The sequence below is a fragment of the Vibrio sp. 10N.286.48.C11 genome, assembly GCF_041469805.1.
GTDB lineage: Bacteria > Pseudomonadota > Gammaproteobacteria > Enterobacterales > Vibrionaceae > Vibrio > Vibrio crassostreae_C.
This window is the reverse complement of the sequence record NZ_JBFRLK010000037.1, coordinates 66,444-80,980: the sequence shown is the minus strand read 5'-3', so window position 1 is coordinate 80,980 and position 14,537 is coordinate 66,444. Positions and strand designations below refer to the sequence as shown.

The window sequence follows — 14,537 nt, the reverse complement described above, 5'->3', positions numbered from 1 at the left end:
AGTGTGATCGCAAGCGTCTTTACTAAAAACTGACATTACGGATACGCGAGCGATAAGGAGCATTTTATCAATCGGGCTCTGGGAAACGGGTAATTTTACCGTCGCCACTGAGTGTCGTGATCGATTGCGGTTTCCCATCAGTGTCTAGCCTCAATTCTCCAATCGCACTGCGGTTTGAAAGGCGATAGAAGGTCTGATTGTCAGGGCTTCGCTTTTCGATCTTCAAGCGTTTACGCTTAGTGAAGTAGTTCAAAACTGAGCGAGGGCTGTATAACAGGCGGTCCCATACATCGCAGAATTTAAGCAGCGGAGCAGGGAACTGATTTTTAATACCACTGCAGGTGATTTGATAGATGTTCGGGCTGTTGCGACGATACCTAAGCTTGATGTCATAAGCGAAGGAGTAGTGAACATCGCCAGAAAGTACCACGAAGTTGGTCGGTGTTTTGGTATGGGTAAAGATGCTAATCAGCGTATTAGCACTGCCCGGATGTGCCATCCAGTTTTCAGCGTCAATCACTAATGGCTTGCCGATTGTGGTCGCCATCTTTTGCAGTGTTTCAATAAACTTCACGCCAAACATCGGTGCAGCAGAAACGATCACCACTTTATCTTGATTCATTAACTGATGTTGAAACTCAATCAAGGCTTCCCAGTCCATTAAACCTGAAGGCTTGTTCATGCGTGACTCTGAACGCCAACGACGCGTACGAGTATCCAACACAATGACTTTGGGTGAGGTATCTATTGTGTAATGCCACTCTTCAAAGCGACTCAGCATCTCAATAAAGGCTTGATGCTTGTCTGGCTCGATGTTGCCAATAGAGTGAGTAGTCGCTGCATTGCCGGCTTCATTATGAGTTTGTTTACTAATGCGCGGTTGTTTAGTAATGAGCGGTTGAGCGACAAAAAGCTGTTTTGCTTGCTCGATGAACGTTTCGTCGAAGCTCTCCGGTTTGTTACCCCAACCTTGACACATCCAGTAAGCCGCAAGGCCGTTACCAATGACTTGGGTCGCGAACTGGTTTTGGTCGACGGCATGCTCCCAACCCACGGTAAGGTTCCAATCATCCGTCACATCGTGATCATCGAAGATCATGTACGTTGGAATATGCGCGAACAGACGTTGCACTTGCGGTAAGCCAGCAATGAAATCATCCATGATGACGCTTTCATCACGCCATTGTTGCTGCTCAGTCGGTGTTAATTGGCGTCCACCTTGAGTGAAGTTATTATCAATTAAACGCTCTCGATTGACGCATTGCCACAGTGTCGGAGACCAAACCAATAAGTACATCGCGATAAACTCAGACAGCGTGACCAAGTGGTTTTCACAATCGGTAGAGCTAAAAATCGGCACGCCACGGTTCGGGAATAACTTATCGATCATCGATTCTGAAGCTGTGTGGTGCGGCAAATAGTGATGACGCTGGTATAAGTGGTATTCACTGTTATACAGAGCGTCACTGTTGTTGATTTGTTTAATTTGCGAGTCAGTCGGTAAGCTTTCGCCTACAAGGCCAAGCAGGTGAATCACTTGTTGAATAGCATCAAGTGTTGGGCCTGCCACATGGTCGGCGTAGATCTGATCGCCGCTCATCATCAGCATGTCGGGTCTTTCAGCGACGGTTTGATCGGCCATCTTGTTATCGGCTGCAACTAGGCTGTCTTTGCTTGGATGATGCGGGTTGCGGCAAGAGCCATGAAGAATGTAATCAGCTGAGGTCGATATCTTAAACTCAACGCGAGATTTACCGTTGTAAACAAGGTGAGGGGCGAGCTCTTTTAGTGAACCTGACTCTGTGTGAATGTCATATTCAAGCAGCGTATTAGTCGGAAACTCACCTTGTAAGCGAATTAGCGTTATCCACGCATGTGTACCGATTTGAATCGAATCATGTTCTTCAAGCGATGAGGTATAAAACGGCTGGTCTTGTGCTGCTTCAGAATCGTCTATTTCTTGAGTATGAAGCTCGGCTCTGCCTGTAAGAGGCGAGCTGGTGGCTAACCAAAGTACCACTTCAGTCGCGGTGGTTTTTCTTAAAATGGGTCCGGCGAGTAACAGGGGAAGAGATGATGTCGTAGAGGGTTTCAATACGGTACCTAAAATCGTTGGTGGCTAGTCGTCGTGGTGTTCTTTTGTTTCGATCTTATTTGTGTCTGGCTTTGTGGTTTCAAGCGTTGATGCTTCAAGTTCTACTGAGTCAGATTCTGTTGTTTTAAACTCTGCAATCTCAGGCTCTGCCATTTCAGATTCTGTTGATTCAAGAACTTCGATAACTTCTGAGCTAGAAAGTTCATGGCCCATTAGAAATATTGCCAAAAGGGCATCGGCTTTGGTCTTGGTATCGGAAGGCTCGTCTAATAACAGTTCGAGCTTTTCTCGAATCATAGCAATCTCGTGCTCAACAAAGCCACGGCCTTCTTCATCCCCTTGATTGTCTTCAGGGGCATTATCGAATTCAAGAAATAGCATGTCACCGTCTAGGTTGGTATCCACCAAACGCTCAGGCAACCACGCCTCACCCATAACAATATCTGGATCGGAATCTTTGGGTAAGTGATCTACAATGTTTTGTAATTCGGAGACTTTCACAATACTTTCATTTAACCGAGAATATTCTACATTGTAACGGTCAATGCCGAGCAAACCTAAAAATAGTTAGCCGTCATGGTTAATAAATGTCTAATCAGTAACACAATATTTTTTCAAAGAGTAATTACACAAGAATGAAGCTCAAATATTTACCGACTCTTCCTTCATCTGGATTGGTTTTACTAGGTAGCGCTTTCCTAAGTGGCATTTTCGTAAGTGCTAATGCGTGGGCCGCTGAAGAGCAAGAGTGGGGCATCGCTGCAATGTTCCGTACAGCAAGCATCCCTTATGACACGTCTGGTGGCGACCAATCGGTTAGCTCATTCGTACCGATGCTGTTTTTCAAGAACGATTATGTGTTTATTGACGGTACTGAGATGGGGGCATACCTCTATCAAACTGACGATGAGAAGTGGTCTTTCAATGCTATCTCTCGCATGCGCTTTATTGATATTCCTGCATCTGAGCAGAACGCGATTGAAGGCGATACGGCGGACTTTGGTGCTCAACTGACCTACCAACTTGATGATTCTTGGTCTGCCGAGACGGAGTTAATGAGCGACAGTGAATACAACTTCCACGGTAACTTACGAGCTAAAGCCAAGTATGAAACTGGAGATTGGGAGTTTTACCCGAGCGCGACGCTGCGTTATAAAAGTGCTGATTTCAACAGTGAGTATTACTCCGCATCTAATGAAACCATTGGTGCTGGTGTTGACTTAAATGTTGGTGTTGAAACGCGTTACCATGTGGTTTCTAACTTGTACTTATTGGGTTCAACCAGTGTGACTCGATTGGACGATAACGCTTACGATTCTTCGATTGTTGAAGACCGTTATCAGGGGGAATTGTACCTTGGCTTTGGTTTCTTTAACGACAAAGAGAAAGCGCCAAAACCTAAACTGAGCAATGCGCCGTACTTACGTGTCGCACACGGCTGGGGAACGCCATCCAATATTGGCGACATCATGAAGTTCAATCGAGAGAAAGACGAATACAACAACCAGTTGACCTCGTTCTTCTATGGACACCCGTTAACCGATGAGATCTTCGGTTTGCCACTGGATATCTATTTAACCCCAGGTATTGCGCACCACTGGAGTTCAGACGTTCAATCGAGCAGCACCGAATACATTATCGCAATCAAGGCGTACTACACCTTTGATTGGCCAACTCAGTGGCGTGTTGGTGTGGCAGAAGGTATGTCTTACATCGATTCGATTACCTATATCGAAGGCTCTGAGATGGACCGTAAAGGTTACACCGCAAGCCATCTATTGAACTACTTAGACTTCTCATTCGATGTCAACGTTGGCGACTTGATTGGTAAGAATGACTTGAACAACTTATGGTTCGGTTATTCATTGCATCATCGTTCTGCGATCTTTGAAAAATCCTCTCAGTATGGTCGTATCAAAGGCGGCAGTAACTACAACACGGTCTACTTCCAATATGAGTTTTAAGCGCAGTTTTTAACGTTAGCTTTAAACCAGAGTTGACTAAGTACGAATTACATTTGACCGCGCTTTCATAGCTCCTGCGAGTGTTAGCGAGATTAATCAGCCTGATAGCTAAAGGTTTTCCCTTTGCTGTCAGGCTTTTTTGTTTGAGACTTGTGATATAATCGCGCGAGTTTAATAAGTACAAGAATAGGACACGCTTTGACTTCGTCTCCGGAAAAAGCAGATAACAACAAGAATGCAGCACAGCCAAGTTCTTCACAGAGCAAAGCGAAACCAAACCAAGCTGCATCGAAAAAATCTGCTGAACAATCAGCGACAAACAACAAATCATATCAGAATAGCCCAGCCTCTCTTCGTAAAGCGCTCAACGAATGTATGATGCGCGATCGCTTCCGTTTGAGTAAGCGAATTGCTGGTGCGAGTAAAATTAAGAACGAACAAGCTAAGCACGCTGTCTTTGATGAGATTGCGTTAGACATTGCTAAGTCAATGATGACGGCAACTCAGCGCGCGGCACAGAAACCAACGATTGAATACCCAGAAATTCTCCCGGTTAGCCAAAAGCGCGAAGACATCGCGAAAGCCATCGCTGAAAACCAAGTGGTTATCGTGGCGGGTGAAACGGGTTCGGGTAAAACCACTCAGCTACCAAAAATCTGTTCTGAGCTTGGCCGCGGCCGCTTTGGCTTAATTGGTCACACTCAGCCCCGTCGTCTTGCGGCGCGTTCGGTTGCGAACCGTATTGCTGAAGAGATGGAAACACAGCTGGGTGAGTTCGTTGGTTATAAGGTTCGATTCAACGACCAGATTTCTGACAATACCCAAATCAAACTGATGACCGACGGTATTCTACTGGCGGAGATTCAACACGACCGTTTCTTAAATCAGTACGACACCATCATTATCGATGAAGCGCACGAACGTAGCCTGAACATCGATTTCATCATGGGTTACCTGAAAGAGTTACTGCCAAAGCGTCCTGATCTGAAAGTGATCATCACGTCGGCAACCATCGATCCAGAGCGTTTCTCTAAGCACTTTAACAATGCACCGATCATTGAAGTGTCTGGTCGTACTTACCCAGTTGATACGCGTTACCGCCCATTAGGTGGTGATGAAAGTGATTCAGACCGCGACCAAATCGAAGGCATCTTTGAAGCCGTTGATGAGCTGTGTGATGAAGGCCTTGGCGATATCTTGATCTTCATGAACGGTGAGCGAGAAATTCGTGATACCGCAGATGCATTAAGTAAACGCAACCTTCGTGATACCGAAATTGTCCCGCTTTACGCGCGTCTATCGGCGGGTGAGCAGAACCGTATCTTCCAGTCTCATACTGGTCGACGCATCGTTCTGGCAACCAACGTGGCAGAAACCTCGTTAACCGTTCCGGGCATCAAGTATGTTATCGACCCGGGCACGGCGCGTATTAGCCGCTACAGCTATCGTACTAAAGTACAACGTCTACCGATTGAGCCAGTGTCTCAAGCGAGTGCAAACCAGCGTAAAGGTCGTTGTGGTCGTGTTGCAGAAGGTATCTGTATTCGTCTGTACTCAGAGGAAGATTTCGAGTCACGCCCAGAGTTTACTGACCCAGAGATTCTTCGTACTAACCTAGCATCGGTTATCCTTCAGATGACAGCGCTAGGCCTAGGCGATATTCAAGCGTTCCCATTTGTTGAAGCGCCCGATAAGCGCAACATTCAAGACGGTGTAAGGCTGCTTGAAGAGCTTGGTGCGATCGCCACCGTTGAACCGTCAGCGAACAAAAACAAGAACCACGGCGACGATAAGAAGAAGCTAACCGCGATTGGTCGTAAGCTGGCAAAACTGCCTATCGATCCACGTTTAGCGCGTATGGTAATTGAAGCGCCACGTAACCGATGCCTACACGAAGTGATGGTGATCGCGTCTGCGTTGTCGATTCAAGATCCGCGTGAGCGTCCATCAGATAAGCAACAATCGTCTGATGACAAGCACAAGCGTTTCTTCGATAAAGAGTCTGACTTCATCACGTTTGTGAACTTATGGGATTACATCAAGCAGCAGCAAAAAGCATTGTCGAGTAACCAGTTCCGCAAACAGTGTAAGCAAGATTACCTCAACTATTTACGTATCCGTGAATGGCAAGATGTGTACTTCCAAATTCACCAAGCAATGCGTGAGCTAGATACTAAGTTGAATACAGAACCGGGCAGCTACGATGGCATTCACATGTCACTGCTATCAGGTCTGCTTTCGCACATCGGTATGAAAGACCAAGAGAAGAATGAGTATCAAGGTGCACGTAATGCACGCTTCCACATCTTCCCTGCGTCTGGCCTATTTAAGAAACAGCCTAAGTGGATCATGTCTGCGGAGCTGGTAGAAACCTCAAAACTTTGGGGCCGTGTTATCGCGAAGATTCAACCGGAATGGATTGAACCGCTAGCGAAACACCTGATTAAACGCAGTTACAGCGAACCACATTGGTCGAAGAAACAAGCAGCGGTAATGGCACACGAAAAAGTGATGCTTTACGGAATCCCAATCGTACCTAAGCGCCTTGTGAACTACGGCGCGATTGATGCCACCGTCAGCCGTGAGTTGTTTGTACGTAGTGCATTAGTAGAAGGTGAGTGGGAAACCAAACACGCTTTCTTCAAGCAGAACCGTAAGCTTCTACAAGAAGTCGAAGAGCTAGAGCATAAATCGCGTCGTCGTGACATCTTGATCGACGATGATGAACTGTTCGATTTCTATGACCAGCGTGTTGGCGAAGAGGCGGTTTCTGGCCGTCACTTTGATACATGGTGGAAGAAGACCAGTCAGAAAACCCCTGAGCTGCTTAACTTTGAAAAATCGATGCTGTTCCGCGGTGATGCTAGCCACGTTACCGATCTGGATTACCCGAACTTCTGGCACCAAAACGGTATCAAGCTCAAGCTGAGTTACCAATTTGAGCCGGGCGACGATAACGATGGTGTAACGGTACACATTCCGCTGCCTATCTTGAACCAGATCGACCAGAACGGTTTTGATTGGCAGATCCCGGGTCTACGTCAAGAGCTAGTAATTAGCTTGATTAAGTCGTTACCTAAAACGCTACGCCGTAACTTTGTACCTGCGCCAAACTACGCAGATGCATTCTTGGCACGTGTGACACCGCTTGAAGCACCGTTACTGGATTCTCTTGAGAAAGAGCTACGCCGCATGACGGGTGTGGAAGTGGTACGTGATGACTGGAAGTTAGACCAGATTCCAGAGCACTTAAAGGTAACATTCCGCGCTGTAGATCATCGCAAGCGTAAGCTGAAAGAACAGAAAGATCTGCATGAGTTGAAAGAGAGCCTGAAAGACAAGGTTCAAGAAACGCTTTCTAAAGTGGCAGACGACGATATCGAGCAGCAGAACCTGCACACGTGGAGCTTTGGTGAATTACCAAAAGTCTACCAACAGAAACGTGGTGGCTACGATGTTAAAGCCTTCCCTGCGCTGGTGGATACCAAAGACAGCGTAGAGATCAAACTGTTCGAAACCGAGCAAGAGCAAATCTCGGCAATGAAATCGGGTCAGCGTCGTTTAATCTTGTTGAACGTGCCATCACCGATCAAATACTTGCACTCGAACCTGCCGAACAAATCGAAACTTGGCTTGTACTTCAACCCATACGGACAGGTACTCGATCTTATCGATGACTGTATCGCTTGTGGTATTGATAAGCTGATTGAAGAGAAGGGCGGTTTGGTTTGGGAACCAGAGCAGTTTGAAGCTCTGAAAGAACACGTACGTGCAGAGCTGGGTGATACCGTAGTAGAGATTGCTCAACAGGTTGAAACCATCCTAACCACGGCATTCAGCATCAGTAAAAAGCTGAAAGGACGCGTGGATCTTTCTATGGCATTCGCACTTTCTGACATAAAAGCTCAAGTAGAAGGTTTGATTTTTAAGGGTTTTGCCACAGAATGTGGGTGGAAACGCTTGCCGGATATTCTACGCTATATGAGAGCGATTGAACGCCGCATGGAAAAACTGCCAATTGACCCGAACAAAGATCGTCTTCACATGATCAAAGTTGAGTCAGTAATGAATGATTACAAAGAACTGCTGAATAAAATTCCAAAAGGGATCGCGGTTCCAGAAAATGTAAAAGAGGTGCGTTGGATGATAGAAGAGCTTCGTGTAAGCTTCTTCGCACAGCAGCTCGGTACGCCTTACCCAGTATCAGATAAGCGTGTTAAAAACGCGATTGATGCTTGCTAAAGGAATAAAGCTAGACGCAATGGCAAGGTTTGGGTATAAATCTTGCTTATTGCATTACTAATTGAATAGTTATTACATACAGGGCGACTTGGTGGCAATTTATTACCACTCAAGGCCTGCCACTAGGACGAAAAAGGTCGAATATGAAAAAAACGTTATTGGCACTAGCACTACTAGGTGCATCTTCAACAGCAATGGCTGATTCTTGGTTGTACGGCGGTGTAATGGGTGGTCAAAACTCATTCGCTGGTGAAGATGAAAACGCGGTGGGCATCCACGTAGGTACAGGTATCCTTCCACTAATCGGTGTTGAAGCGGGTTACTGGGATCTTGGTTCTTTCGGCAGCGTTAATTACGGCAACCGCGATCTTAAGAATTTAGACGCAAGCACTGCTTACCTAGCGATTAAACCAAGCATCGATTTTGGTCCTCTTCACGTATACGCGAAGGGTGGTCTTCACTCTTACGAGCTTAAAGCTGATGGCTTCAAGCAAGACGATGTTGATATCATGTACGGTGTAGGCGCTGAATACTTCATCTTTGGTCCACTATCTGTAGGCGCTAGCTACCAAAACTTCAAAATGAAAGATGACGACTCTGGCGTATTCACGCTAAACGCAACTATCCACCTACTGTAATTACTTGCAGTCAGTGACGGACGTACCGTTGGTCACGGATATTTGTAGAGTTCGTAAGAATTCGTAAAAAATGCCAGCTTGATAGCTGGCATTTTTGTATCTGTTAACCGTGTAATCGCTACTCTGTTTTCTTATAACAGATAGCAAGCGGATGGTTATTTTTTACTGTTCAGAATACGCTGAATTCTTGGGTTAATCGATTTACCGTGTTTACTTTCGTACTCTTCACGTTTTAAATCGTTCAGGTTCTTTACAGAGTTAGCGGCAAGAAGGAATTCTGGTAACTCAGTTTCAAGCATGCCTTTCTCATCTAAACGTTTCGCTTCCAAGTAATACTTCTTGAACAGGCCATCGAGTTTGTTTTCAGCCGTGCGCTTTAAATCGTACAGTTTATTCTGGATTAACCATTGCTCAATCTTATTATCTGCAGAGCGTGACAACACTCGAATACGGCTATCCAACAACTCTTCTTCAGTCAAAGAATCTTTCAGGATCCAAAGCTCACCCATTTGCGGCGGCCAACTGTTGCCAAGTTGAATACGTTCATGACAGTGCATTAGCACGCGGTTAAGGCCGTCTGAATCGACTGAGTTAGCAAATTCAATAAACTTACCGCTCGGCTCGCTACCGTATTGGTATTCCCATTGTGTTTCGTACACGCTTAAGAAAGAACCAAACACGTGAATACACCAATCGGTTAGTTCCAGCTCTGCAGGATCTTGATCAACAACAGGTACTTGTTGAGACGCACCAGAATCCGCAGCTTGTGCAGCCGCTACTTTCACTTCGGTACTTTGCGCTTCAATCACTTCAGGTACTAATGGACCTGTAGCGTCAGGTACAACAGGTTGAGCTGGCTCAGAAGGTTGGCTTTTTGCCTTTTTGAATGAGCTGCTGCCTGAAGCGTTCAGATGGGCTAAGCTTTTGTCTATACCCATTTCCTTGAGCTTGTCCTGCATTTCCTGAATATTGAGCGGTCTTCTGCTGTTGTTGTCTTTCATTTTGCTTCTCGTTAACTAGCCAGTACTGCAGCTTGGATTCAATCCGAGATAGTGGCATTAATTCATTAGCTTTGGCTTTATACCAAAGGACAAATTTCTTCCATACTAAACTATGGTCACCGGCCAAGCCGGAGAATTTAAACGCACGTTCTGCCCATGATGGGATCTCTTCTTCGTTGAGATCATGAGTAGAAACGGTGTTGCTGTTCATTGAGCCTCGGCCTTGTGGGCGAGGAGCATATTGCGTGTTTTGCATTGGTGCCGGAGCAGGCTGAAACTTGGGTGCAGGTGCAGTAGAGTAAACCGGAATACTATTGACCGGTTGAGTTTCAACTTGAACCGCAGCTTGCTCTTGCTCAATGAGCATTTTGAACACGTGTATCTCTTTCTTGTCTCGATAATCTACTTTTACTTTATCGAGGAAACCTTGGTCGACTAGACACTTAAGGCAATCGGCTAAACCGAACGTCGAGAGAGCACAAAGTTGACTTGCTGATTGTAGGCACACATTGGTGAAACCGAACTCATCAGCACCATCTGCAAGCATCAATAAAACCAGTTTTTCTGCTGGGCTAGAAGTATTCACTTGCCAAGCTAAATAAGAATATTTGGCGCTCAATATCGTGTTCTCAAAAAAGGTAAGTCGTTGTCACTATTGTAAGTCACCCCTTACCGAATTTATAGCAACTTAACAGAAAACGGCATTAGTAAGCCAAATATTGACCATAAGGAGACGTCTGCCCCATAAAGTAAGCCTACAGTCATTCATTCTTGTGGTTTAAGCTAGGAATCATTGGGCATGAATACGCATAGCAGCTTAAAGTGCCTACATTCTTTGTTAGGTTAAGAATGCCCAATTCGCGTCCACATTCTGTTGGTCACAATACAGGTCTTCTTTTAAAGTCTTCTCTTTAGGTCAACTATTGATGATTTTCTTAGCTATATCCCATTTATTCTCTTTCCATTCACAAAATGTATTTAATTTATAAAACCCCTTGATATGATCAATACTTGCGCTATTATGACGATAAGTCAGAAATGACGAAGCGTCACAAAATGGTTAACTACATGAATTTACTATTCGTGTTAATATATTGGATAGGAGTGTTTTAAATACTGGCGAAGCTTAGATAACGGCTAAGCTCATATACGGACTAAAAAATTATGTTTGGCTTTGGTTGTAAAGGCGATAAACAAGGTATCTTTGGTTGCAAAGGCGTGTTGTCTAAAAAGCAGCAGTCTATTGCAGACCGAGAAGTAGAGTTGATGTTGTTAGCAAAAGATCTGGTTCGAGAACAAGGGTTCGGAAACCTCACGATGGACAAGCTAACGGCAGCGAGCTCTTATTCTAAAGGTACGATATACAATCACTTTTGCAGCAAAGAAGACGTCGTTTTAGCGTTATGTATTCACTCTCTCAAGACAGAAGCAATGATGTTTGCTCGCTCTGGAGAGTTTGAAGGCAACACACGTGAAAAGATCGTCGCATTGCACGTTGCTTACCGAATCTATGCTCGCATGGAACCGGTACTATCAACTTGCGCGATTATGGCGAAAAGCCCATGGGTACTAGAGAAAGCCTCCAGTGCACGCGTTGCCGAGATGAATCAATTAGAAGAGATCGTTATCGAACAAGCGGATCTGCTCGTCAATCAAGCAGTAGAAGCCGGTGACCTAAAGTTCTCTTCTGGCGTGGGTTCTGATGCCATCGTATTCGCCAACTGGTCAATCGCATTTGGTTCAAATGCTTTGTCTCAGAATGCTTCAAACAGTCATTGTATCAAGCGGTTACAAGACCCGTATTCAGTATTACACAATGCGAACATGATTTTAGACGGCCTCAACTGGCAGCCTCTTTCTACTGATTGGGACTACCGCAAAACTTGGCGCCGTGTAGAACAAGAACTGTTCAGTGAAGAAGTCGCTTACTTAGAGTCAGTAGGTCGATAAGCTTCAACTAAGCCCACCTATGTGGGTTTATTAATAACCATTAGTGACGATTCGTCATAAACTTAAGTTTAGCCTAGTGTGGTTTTGGTTTTCTTGAGTATATGACTAAGAATTGTGTTTTTGTCAGCTTCGGCTGGCTTTTTATGACACAAATATGACGAATCGTCACAAATGGAGACTGTGATGAAACATGACAGCCAGAAGCCCACGTTCGATCAGCAAAACCGAGATAACCCTAATGCCGATAGCGCAAACACAGATCTAAACAGTTGGCACTCAATACCTACCAAGCGTTCGTTTATCGTTCTGCTGGTGGTGTTTTCAATCATCATTCTCTCTGCATTAGGGGCTAAGAACCTCTACTTTAGAGGGGACTACAACATCTTCTTCGAAGGCACCAACAAGCAGTTGATGGCGTTCGATGAAATCCAAACCACCTTTGCAAAAACCGACAACCTTGCGATTGTTGTCGCACCTGAAGATGGCAATGTCTTCACCCCTGAAACTCTCACCCTGATTCAAAATCTCACGGTTGATGCGTGGCAGATCCCGTATTCAAGCCGTGTCGATTCCCTTGCTAATTATCAGCACACCGAAGCCATTGAAGATGATCTTTTGGTAGAAGACTTGCTGTATGAAGAGTACGAACACACACCAGAACGCATCGCCAAAGTAAAACAGATCGCCCTTAACGAGCCGTTGCTTAAGAATGCCTTGGTGTCGGCCTCTGGCGATGTGACGATTGTGAACGTCACCGTGCAACTGCCAGAAGTGGACAAAACCGCAGAAGTGCAAGAGGTGATTGCGGCAATCAATACCATGATCGGCAAGTACCAAGCTCAGTATCCTAATGTCGAATTCCATAAAGCGGGCATCATAGCCATGAACAACGCATTTATGACTTCGGCTCAAGAAGACAGCTCAACGCTCGTTCCCTTAATGCTGTTGGTGGTACTGGTGTTCCTGACCTTTATGCTGCGCTCGTTCTTTAGTGTGGTGGCGACGCTCATTGTGATCATCTCTTCGATTGTTGCCACCATGGGATTGTCTGGTTGGGCAGGGATGTTCTTGAGTACCGCAACCGTGAATGTGCCAACCTTGGTTTTAACTTTGGCGGTGGCTGATTGTGTTCACGTGATTGTGACCATGAGACAAGCGATGCAGCGCGGTATGGAGAAAGCACAAGCCATTCAATACAGCATCAAGCTCAATGCGATGCCGATTCTGATTACTTCTGTCACCACCGCGATTGGCTTCTTGATGATGAACATGTCGGATTCTCCCGTATTGCGAGACTTCGGTAACTTGTCGGCATTGGGCGTGATCATCGCGTGTTTCCTCTCTGTGACCATGCTTCCTGCGCTGTTAAAGCTCTTGCCAGTGAAGACCTTGCCAGCCAATGAGGCCGCACAAAACAAAGTGACCTTCATGGATAAACTGGGCGACTTTGTGGTGACCAACCGCAAAGCTCTGCTGCCTATTTCGACTCTAGTGATTGTTGGTGCAGCCGCGTTAATTCCGTTGAACAAAGTGAATGATGAATCGGTGAAGTATTTCGATACCTCAAGCGAATTCAGACAAGCAGCCGATTTCATGGAACAGACCGTAAGTGGCATGACGACCATCAGTATTGCGGTGAAAACCAATGAGTCTCAAGCGATTGCCGATCCTGTGTTCTTGCAAGCGATTGGTGACTTTACTGATTGGCTACGCGTACAACCAGAAACCGACCACGTGGCCACGCTTTCCGATGTTTACATGCGTTTGAATAAGAACATGCACGGCGATGATAACAGTTACTACCAACTGCCACTTAACCGAGAGTTAGCCGCGCAATACTTACTGCTTTACGAGATGTCATTGCCGTACGGTTTGGACTTGAACAACCAAATCAATGTCGATAAATCATCGATCAAAATGGTACTCACGGTAGACAACCTCGGCAGTGTGGAATTGGTGGAACTCGAAGAACGCATCTACTCATGGTTTGCCGCCAATGCGCCGCAATATGAAGTAGTCGCGTCGAGCCCATCACTGATGTTTGCTCACATTGGCGAAACCAACATGGCGAGCATGCTATCAACTTTGCCTATCACCCTAGTGCTTATCTCTGGCTTGATGATCTTTGCATTGCGCTCGGTTCGCTTAGGCATGATCAGCCTAGTGCCCAACATTGCGCCTGCGATCATTGGCTTTGGTTTATGGGCGCTTATCTCAGGTGAAATCAACCTCGGTTTGTCAGTCGTGGTCACGCTCACGTTGGGTATCGTGGTTGATGATGCGGTGCACTTCTTGAGTAAATACCAGCGCGCAAGAATCGAAGGGAAATCAGCAGAAGAAGCGGTTCGATACGCTTTCCACACCGTCGGTCGCGCTTTGTGGATCACCACTGTTGTGCTAGTGGCCGGTTTCTCTGTACTGGCGATGTCGAGCTTCAGACTCAACTCCGACATGGGCTTACTCAGCGCGATTGTGATTTTCATTGCGCTGGTGGTCGATTTCATCTTGCTACCAAGCTTACTGATGATCTTCGACAAACAGACCCACTATTCAGCTAAAACTCAGCACGAATCAAAGCTAGATACCAAGTCGCAGCCTAGATCGACAGCCGAACTGACTACTTCGACCAAATAAGGAAACGTCGGCC

9 protein-coding genes are annotated in these 14,537 nt (G+C 45.8%); 5 read left to right on the top strand and 4 right to left on the bottom strand.

Annotation, left to right across the window (positions count from 1 at the left end; all coding sequences use genetic code 11):
- Positions 1–67: 67 nt before the first annotated feature.
- Together AB4209_RS10425 and AB4209_RS10420 are read right to left on the bottom strand one after the other, a co-directional pair.
- On the bottom strand, positions 68–2,095 hold the full coding sequence (locus AB4209_RS10425) for an alkaline phosphatase family protein (protein WP_372055793.1): 2,028 nt from the start codon (positions 2,093–2,095) through the stop codon (positions 68–70).
- Positions 2,096–2,119: 24 nt separating this feature from the next.
- Positions 2,120–2,650, bottom strand: a complete 531-nt coding sequence (locus AB4209_RS10420) for a hypothetical protein (protein WP_372055791.1) — start codon at positions 2,648–2,650, stop codon at positions 2,120–2,122.
- Positions 2,651–2,730: 80 nt separating this feature from the next.
- Here AB4209_RS10420 and AB4209_RS10415 point away from each other — a divergent pair, with 80 nt between their 5' ends.
- The 3 genes from AB4209_RS10415 (at position 2,731) to AB4209_RS10405 (ending at position 8,939) form a co-directional block, all read left to right on the top strand.
- A complete protein-coding gene (locus AB4209_RS10415; protein ID WP_372055789.1) occupies positions 2,731–4,059 on the top strand; it encodes a MipA/OmpV family protein in 1,329 nt (442 codons plus the stop codon).
- A gap of 198 nt (positions 4,060–4,257) precedes the next feature.
- Entirely contained in the window at positions 4,258–8,301 is a 4,044-nt protein-coding gene (hrpA, locus tag AB4209_RS10410; protein WP_372055787.1) for an ATP-dependent RNA helicase HrpA, read from the top strand.
- Between the two features lie 143 nt (positions 8,302–8,444).
- A complete protein-coding gene (locus AB4209_RS10405; RefSeq protein WP_017065440.1) occupies positions 8,445–8,939 on the top strand; it encodes an outer membrane beta-barrel protein in 495 nt (164 codons plus the stop codon).
- A 155-nt stretch (positions 8,940–9,094) separates the two neighbouring features.
- Here AB4209_RS10405 and AB4209_RS10400 read toward each other — a convergent pair whose 3' ends face one another.
- Together AB4209_RS10400 and AB4209_RS10395 are read right to left on the bottom strand one after the other, a co-directional pair.
- Positions 9,095–9,877 (bottom strand): hypothetical protein, encoded by a 783-nt coding sequence (locus tag AB4209_RS10400; protein ID WP_102428592.1) that lies wholly within the window; start codon positions 9,875–9,877, stop codon positions 9,095–9,097.
- Positions 9,798–10,559, bottom strand: a complete 762-nt coding sequence (locus AB4209_RS10395) for a hypothetical protein (protein ID WP_372055785.1) — start codon at positions 10,557–10,559, stop codon at positions 9,798–9,800. The genes AB4209_RS10400 and AB4209_RS10395 overlap by 80 nt, the downstream gene beginning before the upstream one ends.
- Before the next feature lie 545 nt (positions 10,560–11,104).
- Here AB4209_RS10395 and AB4209_RS10390 point away from each other — a divergent pair.
- Positions 11,105–11,890 (top strand): TetR/AcrR family transcriptional regulator, encoded by a 786-nt coding sequence (locus tag AB4209_RS10390; protein ID WP_372055783.1) that lies wholly within the window; start codon positions 11,105–11,107, stop codon positions 11,888–11,890.
- 171 nt (positions 11,891–12,061) lie between these two features.
- Complete coding sequence (locus AB4209_RS10385) at positions 12,062–14,524, top strand: RND family transporter (RefSeq protein ID WP_372055781.1); 2,463 nt, start codon at positions 12,062–12,064, stop codon at positions 14,522–14,524.
- Positions 14,525–14,537: the final 13 nt, after the last annotated feature.